The sequence below is a fragment of the Streptomyces caniferus genome (assembly GCF_009811555.1).
Classification (GTDB): Bacteria; Actinomycetota; Actinomycetes; order Streptomycetales; family Streptomycetaceae; genus Streptomyces; species Streptomyces caniferus.
Genome location: NZ_BLIN01000002.1, coordinates 1,226,971 through 1,249,651, shown reverse-complemented (window position 1 = coordinate 1,249,651; position 22,681 = coordinate 1,226,971). Strand labels below are relative to the sequence as shown.

General features: G+C 74.3%; 19 protein-coding genes. 9 read left to right on the top strand and 10 right to left on the bottom strand.

Annotated features, from left to right (window positions below; genetic code table 11):
- Window positions 1-48 precede the first annotated feature (48 nt).
- Together Scani_RS07310 and Scani_RS07305 are read left to right on the top strand one after the other, a co-directional pair.
- Complete coding sequence (locus Scani_RS07310; protein WP_159471124.1) at window positions 49-324, top strand: DUF4031 domain-containing protein; 276 nt, start codon at window positions 49-51, stop codon at window positions 322-324.
- A 100-nt stretch (window positions 325-424) separates the two neighbouring features.
- Window positions 425-967 (top strand): pyridoxamine 5'-phosphate oxidase family protein, encoded by a 543-nt coding sequence (locus tag Scani_RS07305; RefSeq protein ID WP_159471122.1) that lies wholly within the window; start codon window positions 425-427, stop codon window positions 965-967.
- A 44-nt stretch (window positions 968-1,011) separates the two neighbouring features.
- Here Scani_RS07305 and Scani_RS07300 read toward each other — a convergent pair whose 3' ends face one another.
- Together Scani_RS07300 and Scani_RS07295 are read right to left on the bottom strand one after the other, a co-directional pair.
- Complete coding sequence (locus tag Scani_RS07300) at window positions 1,012-2,349, bottom strand: Cmx/CmrA family chloramphenicol efflux MFS transporter (RefSeq protein WP_159471120.1); 1,338 nt, start codon at window positions 2,347-2,349, stop codon at window positions 1,012-1,014.
- A gap of 422 nt (window positions 2,350-2,771) precedes the next feature.
- Window positions 2,772-3,458 (bottom strand): HD domain-containing protein, encoded by a 687-nt coding sequence (locus Scani_RS07295; protein ID WP_159471118.1) that lies wholly within the window; start codon window positions 3,456-3,458, stop codon window positions 2,772-2,774.
- Between the two features lie 438 nt (window positions 3,459-3,896).
- Here Scani_RS07295 and Scani_RS07290 point away from each other — a divergent pair, with 438 nt between their 5' ends.
- Together Scani_RS07290 and Scani_RS07285 are read left to right on the top strand one after the other, a co-directional pair.
- Entirely contained in the window at window positions 3,897-4,619 is a 723-nt protein-coding gene (locus Scani_RS07290) for a copper homeostasis protein CutC (protein WP_159471116.1), read from the top strand.
- A 151-nt stretch (window positions 4,620-4,770) separates the two neighbouring features.
- Entirely contained in the window at window positions 4,771-6,999 is a 2,229-nt protein-coding gene (locus Scani_RS07285; protein ID WP_176608597.1) for a serine/threonine-protein kinase, read from the top strand.
- Window positions 7,000-7,018: 19 nt separating this feature from the next.
- On the opposite strand, the gene Scani_RS07280 is transcribed toward Scani_RS07285, so the two are convergent.
- Complete coding sequence (locus Scani_RS07280; protein ID WP_503827397.1) at window positions 7,019-9,310, bottom strand: HelD family protein; 2,292 nt, start codon at window positions 9,308-9,310, stop codon at window positions 7,019-7,021.
- 370 nt (window positions 9,311-9,680) lie between these two features.
- On the opposite strand from Scani_RS07280, the gene Scani_RS07275 reads away from it, so the two are divergent.
- Complete coding sequence (locus Scani_RS07275; protein ID WP_159471114.1) at window positions 9,681-9,947, top strand: hypothetical protein; 267 nt, start codon at window positions 9,681-9,683, stop codon at window positions 9,945-9,947.
- Window positions 9,948-10,197: 250 nt separating this feature from the next.
- Window positions 10,198-11,496 carry a glycosyltransferase 87 family protein gene (locus Scani_RS07270; protein WP_246295535.1) on the top strand — a complete coding sequence of 433 codons (1,299 nt, stop codon included), beginning with the start codon at window positions 10,198-10,200 and terminating at the stop codon, window positions 11,494-11,496.
- Window positions 11,497-11,609: 113 nt separating this feature from the next.
- Here the strand turns inward: Scani_RS07270 and Scani_RS07265 are convergent, their stop codons facing one another.
- Both Scani_RS07265 and Scani_RS07260 read right to left on the bottom strand, forming a co-directional pair.
- Complete coding sequence (locus Scani_RS07265; RefSeq protein ID WP_159471112.1) at window positions 11,610-13,262, bottom strand: DNA repair helicase XPB; 1,653 nt, start codon at window positions 13,260-13,262, stop codon at window positions 11,610-11,612.
- A 257-nt stretch (window positions 13,263-13,519) separates the two neighbouring features.
- Window positions 13,520-16,066 carry a helicase C-terminal domain-containing protein gene (locus tag Scani_RS07260; protein ID WP_159471110.1) on the bottom strand — a complete coding sequence of 849 codons (2,547 nt, stop codon included), beginning with the start codon at window positions 16,064-16,066 and terminating at the stop codon, window positions 13,520-13,522.
- 199 nt (window positions 16,067-16,265) lie between these two features.
- Here Scani_RS07260 and Scani_RS07255 point away from each other — a divergent pair, with 199 nt between their 5' ends.
- Together Scani_RS07255 and Scani_RS07250 are read left to right on the top strand one after the other, a co-directional pair.
- Complete coding sequence (locus Scani_RS07255; RefSeq protein WP_159471108.1) at window positions 16,266-17,450, top strand: hypothetical protein; 1,185 nt, start codon at window positions 16,266-16,268, stop codon at window positions 17,448-17,450.
- A gap of 59 nt (window positions 17,451-17,509) precedes the next feature.
- The gene (locus Scani_RS07250; protein WP_159471106.1) at window positions 17,510-18,157 is read left to right on the top strand and encodes an HAD family hydrolase; all 648 of its coding nucleotides are present in this window, start codon (window positions 17,510-17,512) and stop codon (window positions 18,155-18,157) included.
- On the opposite strand, the gene Scani_RS07245 is transcribed toward Scani_RS07250, so the two are convergent.
- Window positions 18,112-18,372 (bottom strand): hypothetical protein, encoded by a 261-nt coding sequence (locus Scani_RS07245; protein WP_174872628.1) that lies wholly within the window; start codon window positions 18,370-18,372, stop codon window positions 18,112-18,114. The genes Scani_RS07250 and Scani_RS07245 overlap by 46 nt on opposite strands.
- A 239-nt stretch (window positions 18,373-18,611) precedes the next feature.
- On the opposite strand from Scani_RS07245, the gene Scani_RS41665 reads away from it, so the two are divergent.
- Window positions 18,612-18,995 (top strand): cold-shock protein, encoded by a 384-nt coding sequence (locus Scani_RS41665; protein WP_085926275.1) that lies wholly within the window; start codon window positions 18,612-18,614, stop codon window positions 18,993-18,995.
- Window positions 18,996-19,071: 76 nt separating this feature from the next.
- Here the strand turns inward: Scani_RS41665 and Scani_RS07235 are convergent, their stop codons facing one another.
- From Scani_RS07235 to Scani_RS07220, 4 genes are all read right to left on the bottom strand, one after another.
- A complete protein-coding gene (locus Scani_RS07235) occupies window positions 19,072-19,923 on the bottom strand; it encodes a 1,4-dihydroxy-6-naphtoate synthase (RefSeq protein WP_159471104.1) in 852 nt (283 codons plus the stop codon).
- On the bottom strand, window positions 19,920-20,642 hold the full coding sequence (locus Scani_RS07230) for a futalosine hydrolase (RefSeq protein WP_159471103.1): 723 nt from the start codon (window positions 20,640-20,642) through the stop codon (window positions 19,920-19,922). The genes Scani_RS07235 and Scani_RS07230 overlap by 4 nt, the downstream gene beginning before the upstream one ends.
- A gap of 17 nt (window positions 20,643-20,659) precedes the next feature.
- Entirely contained in the window at window positions 20,660-21,163 is a 504-nt protein-coding gene (locus Scani_RS07225; RefSeq protein ID WP_159471101.1) for a hypothetical protein, read from the bottom strand.
- 70 nt (window positions 21,164-21,233) lie between these two features.
- On the bottom strand, window positions 21,234-22,616 hold the full coding sequence (locus Scani_RS07220; RefSeq protein ID WP_159471853.1) for an MFS transporter: 1,383 nt from the start codon (window positions 22,614-22,616) through the stop codon (window positions 21,234-21,236).
- Between the last annotated feature and the right edge of the window lie 65 nt (window positions 22,617-22,681).

Sequence of the window (22,681 nt, the reverse complement as noted above, 5' to 3'; positions counted from 1 at the left end):
GGTCGATGGTGCGGCGGGCTGATGCAGCGATCCGGCCGGAGGGCTGACGTGGCGATCTATATCGATCCGCCCACCTGGCCCGGGCACGGCCGCATGTGGTCGCATCTGGTCAGCGATCACTCCTTCGACGAACTGCACGCGTTCGCGGCGGGAATCGGCGCGCCCCGGCGGGCGTTCGAGCGCGACCACTACGACCTGCCGGCCGAGCGGTACCGCGACGCGGTGCGGGCCGGGGCCGTGGAGGTCGGCAGCAAGGAGCTGTTGCGCCGGCTGACGGCCGCGGGGCTGCGGCGTCCCAAGAACCGCCCGGCGCCGACGGGGTGAGGCGGCCCGCCGCGGCGCGTCGTAGCGGCGGCGGGGCGGAGCGCCCCCGCACGATGGGCATGACGGGCCTGACCGCGCGCCGTATCGGAAGGGGACAGTCATGTCGACCAGCGAACCGGGCCGGGAACCGGCCACCGATCTCGATCCCGACTACAGCAGTGAGGACGCCACGGCGACCGGATGGCCCGCGGCCGTCGGCGGTATGACCGAGGCGGAGATCTTCTGGCTCACCACCGTCCGGCCCGACGGCCGCCCGCATGTCACCCCGCTGCTCGCCGTCTGGTCGGACGGCGCGCTCCACTTCTGCACCGGTCCCGGCGAACGCAAGGCCAAGAACCTCGAATCCAACGCCCACTGCGTGCTGACGACCTCGACCGCCGGCGGCAACGATCTGCACGCGGGGCTCGATGTGGTCGTCGAGGGCGAGGCGGTGCAGGTGGGCGACGAGCCGACACTGCGCCGACTGGCCGATCTGTACGTCGACAAGTACGGCAGCGACTGGCACTTCGACGTCCGCGACGGTGCGTTCTACGGGCAGGGCAACCGGGCCGTGGTCTTCCGCGTCGAGCCGGTCACGGCCTTCGGGTTCGGCCGGGGCGAGACCTACAGCCAGACGCGGTGGAGGTTCGACGGCGGGGCGTGAGCGGGGGCTGTCACGGCGCGTTCTGTGGTGCCCCCGCGGGGGACTCAGTGCTGTCCCGCCGCACCCCTCACCTCTGCTGCCTCTCCGGCCCTTGCGGTCTCTCCGGCCCGTGCGGCCTCTGCCGCCTCTCCCGCGTCCGCTGTCGTGCGTCCCGCCGGTACCGGCGTGGCGGTGGCCGACGAGGCGATCAGCCGGGAGTGGCTCGTGGTGCGGTGCAGGCGGAAGGCGAAGGCCGTGGTGACGACGGCCGCCGCGGCCAGCGCGGCGCCGGTCCAGGCCACGGACGGGTAGCCCCAGCCCGCGCCGATGGCCAGACCGCCGAGCCAGGGGCCGAGGGTGTTGCCGATGTTGAAGGCGGCGGTGGTGGTGGCGCCGGCCAGCGTCGGCGCGGCGTTCGCCACGTTGAACATCCGGGCGTTGAGCGCCGGGGCCGTGGTGAACGCGGTCACCCCGAGCATCAGCGAGAGCGCGATGGCGGCGGCCGGGCTGTGCGCGGTCAGCGCCAGGACGGTCAGCACGACCGTGGACGCGATGATGCCGCCGAAGAGCGTCCCGAACAGGTGCGCGTCGGCGATCCGGCCGCCGATGAACGTACCGATCAGCGCGCCGACGCCGAACAGCGCCAGCACCGTCGGCACCCAGCTCTCGGCGAGGCCTGCGGTGCCGGTCAGCAGCGGCGAGAGGTAGGAGAAGAGCGCGAAGACCGCGGCGCCGTTCAGCGCGGTGGCGGTCAGCGCCAGCCAGACCTGCTTGTCCTTGTAGATGGCCAGCTCACGGCGGAGCTGCGGGCGGTCGTCGCCGGTGGGCACGGCCGTCCGCGGCACCAGCGCGACCACGCCGAGCAGGCCGATCGCGGCCAGTCCGGCCACGGCCCAGAAGGCGGCGCGCCAGCCGGCGTGCTGGCCGAGCAGTGCGCCGGCCGGGACGCCCGCGATATTGGCGATGCTGAGGCCGCCGACCATGACTGCCATCGCGCGGGCCCGTGCGGTCACCGGCACCAGCGAAACGGCCACGGCCGCACCGACCGCCCAGAAGCCGGCGCAGGCCAGCGCGCTCACCACGCGGGAGACGAACAGCACGCCGTAGGAGGGGGCCAGCGCGCCCGCCACCTGGCCCAGGCCGAAGGCGGCGAGCAGGGCGATCAGGGTCGTCCGGCGCGGGAGCCGGAGCGTTGCGGCGGCGAGCACCGGCGCGCCGACCACCATGCCGATCGCGAAGGCGGAGACCAGGAGTCCGGCCTGCGGAATCGAGACCCGCAGATCGCGGGCGAGCGGCTGGAGGATGCCGGAGAGCATGAACTCGGACGTGCCGAGAGCGAAGACGGAGAGGCCGAGGACGTAGACGGCTATGGGCAGGCGGGCGCGGTCGGACGGTGCTGGCATATCCACTACTAACAGCGGTAGGACGGCCGGCATTCCCGGTGCCGCCGCCGGGCTGCGGACGGGACGGGCCGTAGGCCGGCGGGGACGCGTACGCAGTGCCGAAGCCCGCTATGTCCCAGGCCCACCCGTCCCAAAGCCAGCCGACAAGCCCCACGCGCCACGCCCCCCGCCGCATCGACCCCCGCCGCACCGACCCCGGAGGTGGCCGGAACGATCCCTGCCTCTGCGGAGACGTCCTACACGTCCTAGGGCCTGTCTTCAAAGTCCCGCCTGCCTTGCGGTGCCTGGCACGCACGCTCGCCGCGTTGTCGGGACCTTCCCGGTACACCCAGTACCGGGAAGGCCCTCCGCCTTGCGATCGCACGCACCAGACACCGCAGGGCCCGCCCTGCGGGCGAACGACGGGACTTTGAAGACAGGCCCTAGGCCCCCCGCAGCAGATCCAGCTCCGTCGTGAGGTTGCGGCGGGCGAGGTGTTCCCAGCGGTCGTAGCCGCGGGGGGTGCGGAAAAGGCGGGGGAGGGAGAGGAGTTGGGAGAGCACGGCGGAGCGGCCCGCGAGGAAGTCGGGGTCGGGGACGAAAGCGTACTCGGCGCGGACCGCGGCGGCGTAGGCCGCGTACTCGTCGGGGGAACCGGCGAGCACGGCGAGGTCGGCGTCGCACAGCACCTCGCCGTCGGGGTCGTCGGGCGCCGGGTCGTGGGTGACGGTGAGCCGTACCAGGCGGGCGACCTCGGCCGTGCGGGCCGGGCCGATGCCCAGCTCGGGCAGTGCGCGTTCGGCGAGGGCCGCGCTGCGCTCCTCGTTCTCGGAGCGGTCCGGCCGGTAGACGGCGTCGTGGAACCAGGCCGCCAACTGGACGGTGGGCAAGTCGTCGGCGTGCTGCGCGAGTTCGTCGATGCGGTAGAGGACCGCGGTCAGATGCTCGACGGTGTGATAGCGGCGTTGCGGCTCGCGCCAACGGGACAGGAGGTTGTCCGCATACGGGGCGGGGTCGGGTGCCGTGGGGTTCTTGGCGCCGCGGGCCTTGGCGACGGTCACGGCCCAGCGCTGCCGCAGCTCCTGCGTCGGGTCGGTGGTGGTGTCTGCCGTACGGGACACGGGGGTCATGCCCGCCATTGTGCCTCGCGCCGCGTCCGGAAAGCGGGGTTGAGGGGGATGTCCCTTCTGAAGGGGGCGCGGCCGCGGGAGGAGGACGCGGCGGGCGTGCGCCGCCCCGTCGGCCGAGCCGCGCGGCCGAGGGTCCGGGCGCCCTGGCCACGTCCGTCCCCGGTCGACGGCCGGTCATCCGGGTAGGCGTACGGACGGGAGTACGACCAGGACGCGCGGACAGGGCGTACGCACGGGACGTGCGGAGAAGGCGTACGCACAGGCCGTGCGGCCAGGACGTACGGACAGGGCGTACCGATAAGGCGTACGGGCGGATTCCGGCCGTGCCGGTGCCGAGGTGGCCCCCGGGGCGCCCGGAGACCCGTAGTCTGGGATATTGGACTAGACCTGTTGTGGTGGGGTCCGTCCCGTCACGTCGTCGTCGAAGGATTGGGTCATATGAGCAAGCGCGCGCTCCTGGAGGTCATCGCGCTCGGCCCGCAGGACGCGGTCGCCGCCCGGGCCGGCGGGGCCGACCGCCTGGAGCTGGTCACGGACATGGCGGCCGACGGGCTCACCCCGCCCCGGGCCGCCTTCGCGGCGATCCGGGCGGCCGTCGACCTCCCGCTGCGGGTGATGCTGCGGGCCGCCGACGGCTTCGCGGCCGGTGACGTGGCGGCACTGTGCGAGGAGGCCGCTGCGCTGCGGGCGGAGGGCGCCGACGAGTTCGTCCTCGGCTTCCTGACGCCGGACGGGCGGCCGGATCTCGATGCGGTGGCGGCGCTGGCCGAGGTGATCGACGGCTGCCGGTGGACCTTCCACCGGGCCATCGACCGGGCCGCCGACCGGGACGCGCTGCGCAAGGAGCTGTCGGGGGCGCCCGGCACCGCGGGGCTCGACACCTATCTGACGGCCGGTGCCGCGCAGGGCGTCGACGCGGGGGTGCCGACGCTGCTGGCCGAGCAGGCGCGTACGGCGGCGGGCGAGCCCGGGTACGGTCCGCGGATCCTGGTCGGCGGCGGGCTCGGCCTCGGTCAGCTGCCGGCGCTGCGCGCGGCCGGACTGGACGCGTTCCACATCGGGGGCGCCGCCCGGCCCGCAGGCTGGTCGGCACCGGTGGACGCGGCGGCCGTACGGACCTGGCGGGAGGCGCTGGACCAGCCCGTCGTCCAGCGGGTCTGAGCCGTCGGCCGGCGGGACCCGGCGTGCGGGCGCGCCGGGCGGGCGCACGCGCGCCCTCGGGCTCCCCGCTCACCAGCTTCCTCAACTCCCGTAGCCGTGCCACTGTTTGACAGGTGTCACGGCAGCGGGACCAGGGGGAGGGTGACACGTCATGACCGGCATCGGCATGAAGCCGCTCGGCGGCGACGATCCGCAGCGGCTCGGCGTCTACCGGCTGCTCGGGCGGCTCGGCGCGGGCGGGATGGGACGGATCTATCTGGCGCGGTCCACGGTGGACGGTTCGCTCGTCGCGGTGAAAACACTGCTGGCCGAGGGCCTGGTCAGCGAGACCGACCGGCGGCGGTTCGCCCGTGAGGTGACGCTGGCCCGGCGGATCGACAGCGCCTTCACGGCCCGGGTGCGCGACGCCGACCCGGGCGCCGAGCAGCCCTGGATGGCCATCGAGTACATACCGGCGCCCGCGCTGTCCGAGCTCGTCCGCAGCGAGGGACGGCTGCCGGGTTCGGCGGTGCGCTGGATCGCCGCCGGCACCGCCCAGGCCTTGGTGATCCTGCACGAGGCGGGCATCGTCCACCGGGACGTCAAACCCCAGAACATCCTGCTGCCGCTGGCCGGGCCGCGCCTGATCGACTTCGGTATCTCGCACGCCAACGACATCACGCGTACCTCGCTGACGCTGGGCACCATCGCCTTCACCTCGCCCGAGCAGGCGCGCGCCGAGCCGTCCACCACGGCGTCCGACGTGTACTCGCTGGGCGCCACGCTCTTCCACCTCGCCGTCGGCCGCCCGCCCTACCCCGAGACCGCCGACACGATCCGGCTGCTGACCCTCGTTCAGCGCGGCGCGCTCGACCTGACGGGGCTGCCCAAGGAACTCACCCCGCTGATCCGGCCGTGCCTGGCCGCCGATCCGGCCCAGCGGCCCGAACCGGCCGACGTCCTGCGGCAGTTCCTGGAGGAACTCGACCGGTCGCCCACGTCGCGGCGCGGCGAGCGCTGGCTGCCGCCGCGGTGGACCGCACTGATCGAGGCGTACGAGGCCCAGGGGCGGGCGTTACGCGAGGGCGGGGGCGGGGACGAGGCGCTCACCGTCGACGCGCGGACGCGGCAGGTGCCGCCGCCGGCGCCCACCCGGGTCTCCACCGAGGAGCGGGCCGCACGGCGGGAACAGGCCGCGCGCGCCGCGCGCAAGGAGGAGGAGCAGCGGGCCGCCCGCCAGAAGCAGGAGGAGCGGGACCGCGCCGAGCGGGAGCGCGCGGCGCGCGCGGCCCGGGAACGGAAGGAGGCGGAGGACCGCAGGCGGGCGGCGGCCAGGGCGCGGGCGGCCGCGGAGGCCGAGAAGAAGCAGCGCCGCGAACGCGAGGAGCGGGAGCGGCGGCAGCGCGCGGAGCAGGCGCGGCGCGCGCAGCGGGCCCGGGCCTCGGGGCAGGCGGGCGCGGCCTCCCCGGGGCGGGCGGGTGCGGCCTCCTCGCCCCGGCCGCCGTCCGGCGCGAAAGCCGGGGCGCCCACCGCGGCCCCGCGCGCCTCCGCGTCCTCGCCCTCGTCCGCCGCGAAGACCGCCGACTCCTCGTCCGGCTGCTTCTGGGTGGTGATCGCGGTCATCGCGTTCGCGGTCTTCATCTGGAAGCCCTGGGACGGCAGCGACACCGCCGGCTCGACGGGCAGCGGGACGTCGACCGGCGGCGCATCGAGCAGCACATCGAGCGGTACGTACAGCAGCGGCGGGCTCGGCTCCGCCACGACGACCGGCACCTCCACCGGCGGCGGCACCGGTTCCGGGCCCACCCGCGACACCTCCGCGAGCGGCACGTCCACCAGTGGTTCGTCCACCGGCGGCTCCTCCACCAGCGGCGCGACCACCTCCGCACCCACCACCGCGGTGTCCCGCACGCCCAGCCCGGCCGACCGGGCCTTTGCCTCCGTACGGGCCGGCGACTGCCTCGACGCCTACCAGAACGGCTACGGCAGCTGGAGCCGTACGGCGCCGGAGCGGGTCGGCTGTGGCGCGGCCGACGCCTACCTACGGGTGCTGCGGGTGACTCCGAGCGGGGGCGGCTGCACGTCCGGGAGCGGACGCGGCAGCTGGTGGCACACGGGGGTGGACCACACCTTCACGAACCTGTGTGTGGAGCGGCAGTTCCGGACGGGCCAGTGTTTCCTGGCCAAGGCCGGGGGCGGCCGGCCCGGCCCGGCGAACCTCCTCACCATGTGGAGCTGCGGCGCCGGACGGGTGCCCTCGGAGTTCAGCTACATCATGCAGGTCACGGCCCTCCTGCCGTCGTCCGCGGGCACGAATGCCTGTCCGGCCGACCCGGGCCACTACCGCTACTCCTGGAACGTGTACGACGGCCGGACCATGATCTGCGCCAAGGTCGCCTGACGCCCGTGGCGGCCGGTCCTCAGGGGCCGGCCAGCTGTTCCGGCAGCGCCGCCGCATGGACCACCGTCAGGCCGGACACCGGCCGGGTCAGGCATACGTACAGGCGGCGCAGGCCGGTGCGTTCGTCCGGTTCGCCGTCGACGATCGCGGCCGGCTCGTCCAGGACGACGTAGTCGTACTCCAGGCCCTTGGCGAGCGTGGCGGGCACCAGCGTCAGCCGGGCCTCGGCCGAGGTCTCCTCGCCGGGGGCGAGGCAGACCACGCCCGCCGCCTCCAGCGCACCGCGCAGCGTCGGAATACGGGCCTCCGCGGCGATCAGGCCGACCGAGCCCTCCTTCTTCAGCGCCTCGTCGCAGGCGGCGAGGGTGGCGGTGGTCAGATCCGCCGGTTCGACCGGGCGGATCTCGAAGTCGCCCGCCGACTCGCGGATGGAGGTGGCCTCCGTCAGGTCGGGGGCGATGGCGGGCAGCAGCCGGGACGCGTAGGCGATGACCTCGCGCGGCACACGGAAGCCCTGGGTGAGCTCCTCGACGGCCGAGCCGGGCTTGCCCAGGTGCCGCAGCGCCTCCTCCCAGGTGTCGGTCGCCCAGGGAGTGGTGCCCTGTGCGATGTCGCCGAGGATGGTCGCGGAGCCCGTGGAGCAGCGGCGGCCGACCGCGCGGTACTGCATGGGGGAGAGGTCCTGCGCCTCGTCCAGGACCACATGGCCGAGGGAGTGGGTGCGTGCGACCAGGTCCATCGCCTCGTCGATCAACACCGTGTCCGCCGACGACCACTTGGCGCTCTTCACGCTGCGGGCCGGCTTGGTCCACAGGATCGTCTTCTGCTCCTCGGGCGTCAGGATCCCCTCGGACTGCTCGGCCAGGAACTCCGCGTCGCCCAGCAGCCGCAGCACCAGCTTGGCCGGGTCGACCGGCGGCCACACCGCCTTGACCGCGGCCTTCACGGCGGCGTTACGGGCCACCGCGTCCTGCACCCGGTCGTCCGGGGCCTCGCCCGCCTGCTCCATCCGGACCAGTACGGCATGCGCGATCCGCTGCGGCAACGCCTCGCGGGCGGCTCCGTAGCGGATGTCCCGGTCCATCAACTCCGTGACGAGTTCTTCGAGTTCATAGGCCGGTACGCGCCAGCGGCGGGAGCCGCGGACGACCACGCAGGGCTCCTGCGGCATGGTGATGTGCGAGCGGACCGCCCGTCGCAGCACCTCCGCCATGCGCGCGTCGCCCTTGACCGTCGCGGCGGCCGCCTCGTCGGTACCGCGCACCTCCGCATGGCCGACCAGGTCGTCGACCGTGGCCTGCTTGACCTCCAGCTCACCGAGGGCCGGCAGCACCTGCTCGATGTAGTGCAGGAACGAGCGGTTCGGGCCGATGACGAGGGTGCCGGCGCGGGCCAGCCGCTCACGGTGCGCGTACAGCAGATACGCGACACGGTGCAGGCCGACGGCCGTCTTACCGGTGCCCGGCGCCCCCTGTACGCAGACCGAGCCGCCGATGCCGGCGCGCACGATCTCGTCCTGCTCCGGCTGGATCGTGGCGACGATGTCCCGCATGGGGCCGACGCGCGGGCGCTCGATCTCGGACTGGAGGAGCCGGCTGGTCCGTTCCGCCTCCGCGGGGTCGGTGAGGTGCTCGTCCTCGTAGGCGGTCAACTCACCGGCCGTGTAACCGAACCGGCGGCGCAGCCGGAGGTCCATCGGGTCCTTCTTGGAGGCCCGGTAGAACGGCTGGGACACGGGCGCGCGCCAGTCGATGACCATGGGGTCGCCGTCGGCGTCGTGGACGTGCCGTCGGCCGATGTAGAAGTTCTCGCCCTCCCGTTGCCCATCACCACCCTCGCCGGAGGCGCGGTGCGCCGCCCCTCGTGAGGCGCCTTCGGCGAGGTCGAGGCCGGGGGCGTGGAGGTAATCGAGGCGGCCGAAGAAGAGCGGGGTGTGGGAGAGGTCCGCGAGCGCCTTGATCCGGGCGTCGATCTCGCCCTGGAGGACCTCGGCGTTGACCCAGTTCGCCGTGACATCGGCGATGTTCAGCGCCTCGGCGTCCTCGCGCATGGCGCGCAGCGCCGCGCGGGAGGCGGCCAGGTGCGCCTTCTCCCGCTGGAGGGGGTCGCAGGACGTGGTGGTCTCGGCCGGGGCAGCGGGGGCCGGGGTGGGTGACGCGGGTGAGGGGTGGTGGTCGGGTGACGGGGGAGTGCTGTCGGTGCGTAGCGCCGTCGGTGAGGGGTGGTGGTCGGGTGACGGGGGAGTGCTGTCGGTGCGTAGCGCCGTCGGTGAGGGGTGGTGGTCGGGTGACGGGTGGGCGTGCGAGGGCACGGCGTTGCCTCCGGTGGCGGGTACTTCGGCGGGCGCGCCGGGGTGAGCGGGCGCGGCGGGCCGGTGTCGGTGCGTAGCGCGGTTCGTGCGATGCGCGGGTCAGCGGCGTGAAGCGAAGGACCGTCCGGTTTCCGACCGGCCGGCGGCACTCCTCGACGGGAGGCAGGCAGACGCGCGATTGTAGTCAGCGGCTCAGAAGGGCGCCAACGGAATTCGGGCGGGGTTGCGGCGGTCGTTCCGGGGCGGACGGTCCCCGAGAGCGCCGTAGGCCTCCCGTAGGGGGCGGGGTGGGTCTGGAGGGTGACGTCCGGCCCCAGGGATGGACCTATGGACCGATGTGCTGCAATCGCGTGAATTTCATCATGGAGACATGAGCAGCGCAGCGATTCCCCCAGGTTCCGCCCACCCGATCTCCCTCCACCCGGTCAAGGGCGCCACGGCCCTCGGCTCGGATCCCGGAAGCGGTCCGGCGCCCGTCCACGAGCACCGCTATGTCGTGGGCAACGCCCTCCGCGCGATCAAGGTCTTCGCCACGGCGGCCTTCAGCGTCGTCGTCATGGGCGAGTACGCCGACGACTCCACGGATGGCTCCACGGACGACTCCACCGACCGACGGACGCACCGGACGAGCGCCTGACGCGACGGACGACGCACCGGACGCGGCGGCCGACGCGACGCACGAGCACCTGACGCGGCGGACGACGACACGGCGGAGCGACTGTCGCGACGGATCACGCGACGGACGACCGACCGACGCCGAGGCGTGCGGTTACACGGCCGCCCCGCAGTTGAGGTGCGGATGACCGGAAACCGTTACGGCCCGTAGGCCTCGATCCACTAGCGTCGCGCCAGAGGGTGCACTCAGGGCGACGGGGAGGGGACAAGGGGTGTCTGCCGCCGAGGGGACGCGGACGGGGAGACGGACTTGGGGGCAGGGCATCGCCCGCCCCCGCGGCCTGGTGATCGCCACGGCGCTGCTCATGGCCTCGTTGGCCGGACTGTGGCTGCTCTACCAGGTCCTGCCGATGCCGATGTCCGATATAGCGGTCTACCGGGCCGAGGGCCAGGCGGCCGCGGCCGGCGGCGATCTCTACGGGTTCACGGTCACCAAGTGGGCACTTCCGGCCACCTATCCACCCTTCGCGGCGGTGCTCTTCATACCGACCACCTGGGTCTCCCTCGGCACCCTCAAAGTCGTCGGCGTACTCGTCAACGCGGTCCTTCTCGCGCTGCTGATCCACCTCTCCTGCAAGGCCGCGGGCCTGCGCAAGGCAGCCGGCACCGCGCCCGTCATCCTCGCCTCCACCGCGCTCGGCCTGTGGCTGGAGCCGGTCTTCCAGACCTTCGTCTTCGGCCAGGTCAACCTCGCGCTGACCTGCCTGGTCCTGTGGGACCTCTCCCGGCCGGACGGCGCCCGCTTCAAGGGGTTCGCCACCGGCATCGCGGCCGGCATCAAACTCACGCCCGCGATCTTCGGCCTCTATCTCCTGGTCACCGGCCGGGTGAAGGCCGCCTTTACCGTCCTCGGCGGGTTTCTGGTCTCGGCGTTGCTGGGCTGGCTGGTGCTGCCCGCCGCCAGCATCGAGTTCTGGACGCAGCGGATGTTCGAGACCGGCCGGGTCGGCAAGATCTGGATCGTCGACAACCAGTCGCTCCAGGGCCTGATCACCCGCGTGCTGCACGACCCCGAGCCCGGTCTCCTGTGGGCGGTGCCCGCGCTGCTGACCGCCGCGGCCGGGCTCTACACCGCCCGCCGGGTGTACAAGCGGCGCGGCCTGGACAGCTGGGGTGTGCTCTGCACGGCCGTCACGGCCCTGCTGGTCTCGCCGATCAGCTGGTCCCACCACTGGGTCTGGTGCGTGCCGCTGCTCGTCGCGCTCGCCGCGCACACCCGGCGCAGCCCGTGGCGCAGGGCGCTGCTGGCCGCCGTCACCGTCGTCTTCGCCGCCCGCACGATGTGGATCATCCCGCACACCGGCGACCTCGACCTGCACTTCGCGTGGTGGCAGCAGCCGTTCGCGGCCCCGTACCCCGTGCTCGGTCTCGCCCTGCTGGCGGCCGTGGTCCGGTGGACGCGGCAGCCCTCCGCCGCCTCCGGTACCCCCGTGGTCCCCGGCGTCCCGGGCGGCTGCCTTCCGGCGCAGCGCGCCGGACAGGAACTGCCCAGCGGGTCCCGGGCGGGCTGAGCCACCGGGCACGGGGCGGGCCGGACCACCGAGGGCCCGACGGGCCGAGCCGCCCGGTCCCGGCGGTGCGACCCACCAGGCGCCGGGCAGCGCCGCTCGCCCGGGGGGTCGGCTCAGACGTCCTCGTCCGCCGCCAGCAGCTCGTCCGCGTCGACGATGCGGTACGCGTAGCCCTGCTCGGCCAGGAAGCGCTGGCGGTGGGCCGCGAAGTCCTGGTCGATGGTGTCGCGCGCGACGACCGAGTAGAACCGCGCCTCGTGCCCGTCCGCCTTGGGGCGCAGCACTCGGCCCAGCCGCTGGGCCTCCTCCTGGCGCGACCCGAAGGTGCCGGACACCTGGATCGCGACCGTGGCCTCGGGAAGGTCGATGGAGAAGTTCGCGACCTTGGAGACGACGAGCACCGAGATCTCGCCCTGCCGGAAGGCGTCGAAGAGCTTCTCGCGCTGTGCGTTGGTGGTCTCGCCCTTGATCACCGGGGCGTCCAGATGCTCGCCCAGCTCGTCCAGCTGGTCGATGTACTGCCCGATGACCAGCGTCTGCTGGCCCTGGTGCCGGCGGACCAGTGCCTCGGTCACGTTCTGCTTGCTGGCGGTGGTCGCACAGAAGCGGTACTTCTCGTCGGTCTCGGCCGTCGCGTACGCCAGCCGCTCCGAGTCGGTCAGGTTGACCCGTACCTCGACACAGTCCGCGGGGGCGATGTACCCCTGGGCCTCGATCTCCTTCCAGGGCGCGTCGAAGCGCTTGGGCCCGATGAGGGAGAACACGTCCGACTCCCGGCCGTCCTCGCGCACCAGCGTCGCGGTCAGCCCCAGCCGGCGCCGTGCCTGCAGATCGGCGGTGAACTTGAAGACCGGCGCGGGCAGCAGATGCACCTCGTCGTAGATGACCAGGCCCCAGTCCCGGGAGTCGAAGAGTTCCAGGTGCGGGTAGACGCCCTTCCGCTTGGTCGTCAGCACCTGGTACGTGGCGATGGTGACCGGCCGGATCTCCTTCTTCGTCCCGCTGTACTCGCCGATCTCCTCCTCGGTGAGCGAGGTGCGCTTGACCAGCTCGTGCTTCCACTGCCGGGCCGAGACCGTATTGGTCACCAGGATCAGCGTGGTCGCCTTGGCCTGCGCCATCGCGCCCGCCCCGACCAGCGTCTTGCCCGCGCCACAGGGCAGCACGACCACACCCGAGCCGCCGTGCCAGAACCCCTCGACCGCCTGCTGCTGGTACGGCCGCAGGGCCCAGCCGTTCTCGGCCAGCTCGATCGGATGCGCCTCGCCGTCGACATAGCCGGCCAGGTCCTCGGCCGGCCAGCCCAGTTTGAGCAGCGTCTGCTTGATCTGCCCGCGCTCCGACGGGTGGACCACGACCGAATCCGGGTCCAGCCGCGTTCCGACCAGCGGCTGCACCTTCTTCGAGCGCAGGATCTCCTCCAGCACCGGGCGGTCGGTGGTGGTCAGCACCAGGCCGTGGGCGGGGTGCTTGGTGAGCGTGAGACGCCCGTAGCGGGACATGGTCTCGGCGATGTCCACGAGCAGCGCATGCGGCACCGGGTACCGCGAGAACTGCACCAGCGCGTCGACGACCTGCTCGGCGTCGTGCCCGGCCGCCCGCGCGTTCCAGAGCCCGAGCGGCGTCACCCGGTAGGTGTGGATGTGCTCCGGCGCCCGCTCCAGCTCGGCAAAGGGCGCGATGGACCGCCGGCAGGCGTCCGCCAGCTCATGGTCCACCTCCAGCAGCAGCGTCTTGTCGCTCTGGACGATGAGGGGTCCGTTCACGCGCCTCGCCTTTCGCTTCCCGGCCGTCGGCCGCTGGGACCGGCCGCAGACCTCGATCGTCGATCACGACCGCAGACCTCGACCGCACACACGGCCAAACGTCCAGTGTGCCGCATCGCCGCAGCGAACGGCAGCGATGCACGGCGGGCCCTTGTCCGGCACGGGGCGCGCGCCGGGTGCCGAGGCCCGCGACGCCGGTCACGGGGGAGGGCCGGACGCGCCGGGAGGCAGCCGGGGCCGCCGCGCCCGCCCGCCGTTCAGACCGAGTCGTCCGCCAGCTCCGCCACGCCCGTGATCCGGTGCAGCGGGTAGGTGCGGACCTCGTCGGAGGTGTGGTCGTAGGCCGTCACGAAGCCGCCTTCGACGCGTACCGGCGCGATGACGCGCTGGCTGGCGGCGCCGTCGGCGTTGACGTAGCCGATCCACAGGGCGGAGTGGGTCAGGACCGCGGCCTGCATGGTGGCGAGGGTCTCGGCGGAGGTGGTGCGGGGCAGGGACCCGGAGGCCGGGGCCGGGGCGTGGACGGGCTTGCGCTCCGCGGTGGCGGCGAGGTCGCCGGCGCGGATGGCGCGTACCGCCGCGGTGAGCAGGGTCGGGTCGGGGGACGGCGGGCCGTCGGGCACCGGGGCGGGGGCGGTGCGCGGCGGGGTGCGGTGGGTGTCGGCGCGGGCGATCAGCACGTCACCGGCGGCGGACTCGGCAGCCGGGGCGTAGCCCATCGCCCGCAGACCGTCGAGGAGTTGGTCGGGGGAGGTCTGGGCGGCGAGCACGGTCGGCGCGAGCCGGCGCAGCCGGAGGGGGGCGGCGCGGCGGTCGGCGACGATCTCGGAGAGCAGCGCGTCGTCGTCGCAGCGGACGTAGGCGGTGGCCGCGCCGATCCGCAGCCGGCCGTGCTTACGGGCCACATCGTCGATGAGGTAGGCGAGGGGCTGGGGGACCGGGGTGCGGGAGTGGGCGGTGAGGAATTCCTGCAGCTCGGCGGCGGAGCGGCCGGCGTCCAGGGCACGGCGCACGGAGGCGGGGGTGAAGCGGTAGACCGTCGCGCCGCCCTTGGACTCGATGTCGGCGAGGACGCCGAGCGCCTCGGCGAGCGGGCGGTGCAGCGGGCCGGGGGCGACGGCCGTCAGGTCCGCCTGGAGGAGGACGTGGTCGACGGGCTCGGGCAGGAGGGGGGCGAGGAGGGCGGCGGCGCGGGTCGCGGCGGCGCCGGTGTCCGCGGGGGAGGGCGCCGCGGTGGCCTCGGCGGTGGTGTCGATCAGCGCGCGGCCGTGGGCGGAGAGCGCGCCGCGGCCGGTCACGCCGAGCAACTCGGCCTCGGCCAGGGTCCATTGGGCGAGGCGTGAGCGGAGGTCGTCGGCGGGTGCGGGGGCGGCGCCCGCGGAGCCGGGCGGGGGTGCGGCGGCCGCCGCGGCCGGGGTCCGGCCCGCGGCCGGTGCCGGAACCTGGCCGGCGGCCGCGTCGCCGCGCAGCGGACGCTCCCACCGCAGCCGGGACAGCACCGCCGTCGCCGGGACGGAGGTGCCGGGCGGCAGGCCGGCGAGGAGGGCGAGGGCGCGGCGGCGGACCTCGGGGGCGGGGGAGCGGTCGAGGTGCGGGCCGAGGGCGGCCAGTGCGCGGCCCTTGGCGTCGGCGGTGCCGACGACGCCCGGGGTGCGGGTCGCGGCGAGCCAGCCGCTCACCAGTTGGGCCCAGCGCTCGTGGTCGGGCAGCTGCAGCCACTCCTCGGCGGCCGGGGTGGCCGCGAACCGCTCGTCGGCCTCGCCGTCGGAGGCGATCAGCCCGGCCCCGTAGGCGAGTTCGAGCCAGAAGGCGGCGAGCTGCTCGGTGGTGTCCAGGGCGGTGGCGGTCCGCTTGAGGTCGCGGACGCTCATCCCGCCGGCCCGTAGGACGGCGGGCCCGCCCAGGTCCCACTCCTTGAGCAGCTCCTCGACGGTCGCCAGCGCGGTGAACGCCTGGCTCGCCGCGGCGTTGTCCACAAGCTGTGGATCACGTTCCATGGCGGGGGAGAGCGCGGGCGGGACCGGCTCGGGGGTGTGATGGGCGCGCCCGGCGCGCAGATGGAGCGCCGCTTCCCGCGGCAGCACGACATTGCGGGCGCCGGCCGCGATCAGCAGGCCCCGGTCCAGCAGCCACTGCAGATGCGGCGCCGGGCGGTCGGTGACCCCGCCGTACGGCGGGCCCCACAGCAGCTTGTCGAGGACGGTGACGGATTCGGCGGGCGCGGTGTCGAGCAGCGCCGCCATCCGGGCGCGGTCGGAGAAGAGTCCGGTGAGCGCGGCGACGGCGGTGACCGGATCGTGGGTGGCGGGCAGCCCGGCCGCGGTGAGGATCTCCTGCAGCCGCCCCGGCGACATCCCGGCCGCGGCCTCGGCGACGGTCGGGCCCAGGCCGGTCGGCGACGGATGCGCGGCGCTGGGACTGAGCAGCTCACGGGCCGTCCGCACCAGCCGCAGCCGGTCGTCCGGGCCCCACACCAGCGCCTGCGCCCGCAGCTCCGCCACGGCCCTGGGCAGCTCGGCGGCGACCGCCGGGTCCCCGGCGTCCCCGGCCATCAGCGCGCCCAGCGTGTCGTACGGGCACGGGTCGGGCGCCACCGCCAGCGCCTCCGCGGTCTGCAGCACGAACCGGTCGAGCCGCTCCACCGCGCGGACGACCGACGCGCGCGTCCCGGCGCGGGTGGCGAGCTGGGTGACGTCGCCCGGCACCGGATTGAGCAGGTCGGGCCGTGCCCGCAGCAGCCCGGCGAGCCCGCGGTCGGTGCGGGTCCTGAGCTCCTCGGCGAGGGTGCGGGGTGTACCGGTCATTCGTCCTACGTTAGCGGGACGGGGCAGGACGGGGGAGCGAGCGGCGGCACGCCCTCCGCGGAGCGCCGCAACGCCATGGCCGCGCCACCCCGCCACGCCCCGCGTACGCCACCCCGCCCGACCCTCGCGCCCTCCGTCCCGGCGGCGGGCCGAAGGGGTACCGTCGGGGCAGCAACCAGCGGACGCCGCAGGGGATTTCGTGGGGATCGAGAGCGATCAGCTCGTCTATGACTATCTGAGCCGGGTGGGCGACCTGGCCCAGCAGCGGGGACTGCCCGCCGCCACCCGGATGCGGCTGGTCACCGGGCTCCGGGCCGAGATAGACGGACAGCAAGCCGATTCGGTGACCGGCGTGAAGCGGATCCTGGCGCGGCTGGGGACGCCGGAGGCGGTGGTCGCGGCCGCGGGCAGCGCGGACGACCGGGTGCCGGGCGCGTCCTGGGGCGACCCGGCGCCGCGGCAGGGGCCGAAGACCCCGAGCGCCTCGGGACCCGGGCCCTCCGTACCGCTCGGCCCGGCGCCCGCCCCGCCGTCGCCGCCCGCGGAGCCACCGCGCCCGTGGGCCGCCGCGCGCGAGAAGCTCACCGGCCTGGCCCGGCGCCGCGGCCCGGCGGGCAAGCCGTCCGCGAACGGCAAGAACACCCCGCACGGCACGGTGCCCGCCCCGCGCGACGGCGGCCCGGACCCCGCGCCGTCCGTCGGCCTGCCGCCGCATCTGGCCGGCGCGCACGAGCTGGGCGACGACGGTGACGCGCCCGACTGGTGGCGGGTGGAGCCCGCGCCGTTCGGGCCGGGCGAGACCGTGCCGGGGTTCGTCGGCGGGATCGAGATCCCGGAGATATGGGACCGGCCGAAGAGCGACCCGCTGTCGTTGACGAAGGACGGCGCCGAGGGGGACGAGGAGCAGGGCGCGGACGAGGCCGGCGACGAGCCGGCGGGACGCCCGCTGCCCCGGCTGATCCGCCGGGTGCTCGGCCGGCGGCGCGGGGCCGCGGCCGGTGCGGCGCCGGTGGCCGGGGAGGAGGTCGTCGCGGTGCCGGCGCGGGCACCGCTCAGCCCGGTGCTGACGCTGGCCGTCCTGCTGCTGGTGGCCGGTGCGGCGCTGGGGTCGTGGCTCGCGCTGGCGGGCGGCTGGGGGCTCGCCTACGTCTCCCGGCGGCTGAGCCGGACCGAGGCCAAGTTCGCGGCGCTCGGCGTGCCGGGGACCGTCGTCGGCGGCATGGTGATCTGGCTGTGGGGCCGGTTCGACGGGCGCTGGGGCGAGCCGATCGCGCAGGGGCGGCTGGGGCAGGAGATGGTCGACGGGCTGCCGGGGGTGGTGCGGGTGGCCGCGGTCGCCTCGGCGCTGTTCCTGGTGTGGCGGATGCGGCGGGTGCCGCGGTGAGGAGGCAGGGCCCGGGGGCTCCTCCGGCCGGGGTGGCCGCCGCAGGCACAATGGCAGGCATGGCTGCACACCCCCTCACGGTCGGCTTCGACCTGGACATGACGCTGATCGACTCCCGGCCGGGCATCAGGGCCACGTACGAGGAGCTGTCGGCCAGGACCGGCACCGCCGTCGACGCCGACCTCGCGGTGAGCCGGCTGGGGCCCCCGCTGGAGGACGAGCTGCGCCACTGGTTCCCCGAGGCGCGGGTGGCGGACACCGCCGCTCTCTACCGCACGCTGTACCCGGACTACGCGATCGCGGCGACGCCCGCCCTGCCCGGCGCCCGGGAGGCGATCGACGCGGTGCACGCGGCGGGCGGCCGGGCGGTCGTGGTGACGGCGAAGTACGAGCCCAGCGCCGAGCTGCACCTGGCCCACCTCGGCCTGGACGTGGACGCCCTCGTCGGCTCCCTGTGGGCCGAGGCCAAGGCCGAGGCGCTGCGCGCGCACCATGCGCAGGTCTACGTCGGCGATCACATCGGCGACGTCGCGGGCGCGCGGACCGCCGACGCGCTGTCCGTCGGGGTCGCCACCGGCCCGTGCGACGCCACGGAGCTGCGTACCGCCGGTGCCGCGGTGGTGCTCGCCGACCTGACGGAGTTTCCGTCCTGGCTGGAGCGCTATGTCGCGGAGGGCGCCGACGGGGGCGACGGCGCCGCCGCCTGACGGCGTTCGGCGACGGCGGAACGGATCAGTCCGGCTGCCGCGACGAGGAACCCGAGGCCCATCAGCATGCACAGCCAGTAGAAGACGGACGGCAGCGGTTCGGTTCCGAGGAACAGCGGCGTCACCGTGGCGAGAGTGGCCACTGCGCCAACTAGGAACATGATCGCGCCGATTCGGACCAGCAGATCCCCGGCCTGGGGAGTTTCGTCAGACACCTGACCAGGGTAAGTCCGGGCCAGAAGCACCGAGGATCCACCCGGCGGCGTCTTGTCACCGACCTCAGGACCATTAGCCTTGGTGACGGTGGGTCCTGCGGCCCGCTGCACTGCTCTCCAGCCCCTCCCCACTCTCGGCTTCGCTCGTCGAGCGGGGGGACCCACCCCGCAGATTCCGCAGTAGATCCGGCTCCAGATTTCAACGTTTCTTTCCGACGAGTACGAGGACGAGGACAGACGTGCCTACCGGCAAGGTCAAGTGGTTCAACAGTGAGAAGGGCTTCGGCTTTCTCTCCCGCGATGACGGCGGTGACGTCTTCGTGCACTCGTCGGTACTGCCCGACGGCGTAGCCGCACTCAAGCCTGGCCAGCGCGTCGAATTCGGCGTGGTCGCGGGCCAGCGCGGCGACCAGGCGCTGACCGTGACGCTCCTCGACCCCGCACCTTCGGTGGCCGCGGCGCAGCGCCGCAAGCCCGATGAACTCGCCTCGATCGTCCAGGACCTGACGACGCTCCTGGAGAACGTCACCCAGCAACTGGAGCGCGGCCGCTACCCCGACAAGGTGCACGGCGCGAAGATCGCCGGGATGCTGCGCGCCGTCGCCGACCAGATGGACGTCTGAGCACGCCCGCACGCGACGGACGCACTCAGCCGTCACACGCGGCACACCTCGCTGCACAGCTCACACGCTGCACAGCTCACACGAACTGCAACCCCTCGCGGCCCAGGGGCGGAACCAGCCCCTCGGCCGCGGCGCGGGTGAGCAGCCCGCGCACCGCGGCATAGCCGTCCTCGCCGAGGTCGGCGGTGAACTCGTTGACGTAGAGCCCGATGTGCTGGTCGGCGACCTTCGGGTCCATCTCCTGGGCGTGCTCCAGGACGTACGGCCGGGAGGCCTCGGGGTCGTCCCAGGCCATCAGCACGGAGCTGCGGACCGCCGCCGCGAGGTCGCGCAACGCCTGTTCGCCCAGCGATCGCTTGGCGATGATCGCGCCGAGCGGGATCGGCAGGCCGGTGGTGAGCTCCCAGTGCTCGCCCATGTCGGCCAGGCACACCAGGCCGTAGTTCTGGTACGTGAAGCGCGCCTCGTGAATGACCAGGCCCGCATCGACCTTGCCGTCGCGCACGGCCGGCATGATCTCGTGGAAGGGCAGCACCACGACCTCGCCGACCCCGCCCGGCACCTCGGCCGCCGCCCACAGCCGGAACAGCAGGTAGGCGGTCGACCGTTCACTGGGCACCGCGACCGTCTTGCCCGCCAGATCCGCGGGCGCACCCTGCTCCTTGGTCAGCACCAGCGGCCCGCAGCCGCGGCCCAGCGCCCCGCCGCACGGCAGCAGCGCATAGTCGTCGAGCACCCACGGCAGCACCGCGTACGACACCTTCAGCACATCGAACTCACCGCGCTCGGCCATGCCGTTGGTGACGTCGATATCCGCGAAGGTGACCGCCAGCTCCGGCGCGTCCGGGACCCGGCCGTGCGCCAGCGCGTCGAAGACGAAGGTGTCGTTCGGGCACGGCGAGTACGCGATGTTCAGCGGCCGGGTCACGGGGTCCTCCTCAGGGATGGTGCGGCGGCCGTCAGGGCTCCGGGAAGCGTACGGAAGGCGCCGGTCAGTGCGGTGAGCGCGGCGCCGATGCGCCAGGCGCCGCGGTCGCGGGGGCCGACGGCGTTGGAGACCGTACGGATCTCCAGCACCGGCACCTCGTGTGCGGCGGCCGCCTCGGCGACCCCGAAGCCCTCCATCGCCTCGGCCAGCACCCCCGGGTGACGCTGCGCCAGCTCGGCGGCGCGGGCCGCGCTGCCGGTGACCGTGGAGACGGTCACGACGGTGCCGGACGCCGCACCGGCCGCCGCGGCGACGGCCCGCACCAGCGCCGGGCCGGGGCGGTGCGCCACCGTCCCGAAGCCGAGTTCGGTGACCGGGGCGAAGCCGTCGGGGGTCTCGGCGCCCAGATCCGCCGCGACGATCGCGTCCGCGACCACCACGGAGCCCAGCGGCGCGGGTGCGAAGCCGCCGCCGATACCGGCCGAGACGACCAGGCCGTACGGCGCTCCGGCGAGCGTGGCGGCGGTCAGCGCGGTGGCCGTGCCGGCGGCCGCGGCCGCCGGGCCGACACCGGCGGCCAGCACGTCGAGCGCCACCGGCGAACCCGCCGCGCGTCGCAGCGCGTATCCGCCGGGCAGTGCCGCCTCGTCGCAGGGCCCCGCCGCGGCGGCCACCGCGTCGCGCTCGGCGGCCACCGCCGTGACGACCAGGACCCGCATCAGACGGCCCTCCCGCCCTAGTCCTTCTGCTTCAGGGTGAAGTGCCACATGGTCTTGGGACCGTCGCCGCCGCCCAGCTCCGCGACCTGGAGGGTGACGTCCTTGGAGTAGGAGGTCTGGCCGGTCTGCGGGTTCTGCTGCATGAACAGGCTGTCCGCGTCGAAGCTGCGGTACGTCTGCTTGCTCGGCTCGCGCATGACGGGGCCGGCGCCGATGACGATCCAGCCGGACTTGGCGACCTCGGGGTCGACGCCCACGCGGACCTTCTCACCGGGGTGGACGGTGATCGTCTGACCGCCCTTCTTGGTGATGCAGGCGGTGACGGCCTTCTTGGGGAGGACCTTGCCGTCGCCGTCGCAGCCGGGGGTGGCCTCGGCCTGCACCGTCGTCGAACCGACGGTCACGGTCGCGAGCGATGTCGGCTTCTCGCAGGCGGAGAGGGTGAGGAGGCCCAGGGACACGGCACCGATGGCGGCAGCGGCACGGCGGCCCTTGCCCCAGGAGATCAACGCAGCGGTCATACGGGCAGGCTATCTGGCGCTCCAGCTCACGCCACGCCCGGGTGCGGCGTGCCGCGTCGCCCGTCGGCTCTCAGGCCACCCGGGGGGCCGTCGTACCGCCCCGCCGGGCCGCGCTCAGCAGTCCGCGTACGGCCAGCACCACGCCCAGCGCCACCAGCCCCGCCGCCACCGCCATGCCCACCGTGCCGATCAGCGGCAGCGAGATCCCGATCGCGCCGCCCACCACCCACGACATCTGCAGCGCCGTCTCGGACCGGGCGAACGCGGAGGTGCGCACCTCCTCCGGCACATCGCGCTGGATCATCGCGTCCAGCGACAGCTTCGCCAGCGCCTGGCACAGCCCCGCCGTGGCCGCCGCCGCGGGGACCACGACCACCGCCATCACCGGGTAGAAGACCGCCGCCAGGACCGTCGCGCACAGCGCCAGCCCCAGCATCGCCGCGATGATCGGCTCCGGGCCGCGGGCCTTCAGCCAGGCACCGACCGCCGTGCCCAGCGCGTTTCCGGTACCGGCCGCCACCACCACCAGCCCCAGCGAGGCCGCCGCGCCCAGCCCGCCCAGCGGATGCTCGCGCAGCATGAACGCCAGGAAGAACGTCAGGAAACCGGAGAGCGCCCGCAGCGCGGCATTGGCCTGCAGACCGTGCAGCACCGACGGGCCGACCGTACGCAGCCCCGGCTTGCGCCCGCCGCCGGCCGCCCGCGCCTCCCGGGACGCCAGCCGGGCCCGGGTCTCGCCCTTCGCCGAGTCGACCTTGTGCGGCAGCGAGAACGACAGGAACGTCCCGGCGGCGAACACCGCACACGCCCCGTACAGCGGCCAGCCCGGCCCCAGCAGTTGCAGCCCGGCCCCCGCCGGCGCCGCCACCCCGGTCGCCAGCAGCCCCGCGAGCGTCACCCGCGAATTGGCCTTGACCAGCGAAATCCGCGGCGGTAGCAGCCGCGGCACCACCGCGCTGCGGACCACGCCGTACGCCTTCGACGCCACCAGCACCCCCAGCGCCGCCGGATACAGCTCCAGCCCGCCGGTCGCCACCGCGCCCGACATCGTCAGCGCCAGCAGCGCCCGCGCCAGCATCGCGCCCGCCATCGCCGCCCGGCGGCCGTGCGGCACCCGGTCCAGCAGGGGCCCGACGACCGGCGCGAGCAGGGCGAACGGCGCCATCGTCACCGCCAGATACAGCGCCACCCGGCCCCGCGCCTGATCCGTCGGCACCGCGAAGAACACCGTCGAGGCCAGCGCGACGGTGATCATCACGTCACCGGCGGAGTTCACCGCATGCAGTTCGATCAGCTTGCCCAGACCCGACTCGCCCGCGCCGTGCGCATGCGTGGCGCGCCGCAACCCCCGCGCCGCGCCGGTGAACGGCCGGTGCAGCGCACGGCCGACCGCCCGGCCCGCCCGGCGGGCCCGGTTGTCCCCATACCCGCCCCGCGTCGAGGCGCGCGACACCCGTGACGACTTCCCTGAGGTCCTGGACACCCTCGACACCTTCGACGCCCTTGCGGCAGCCACCT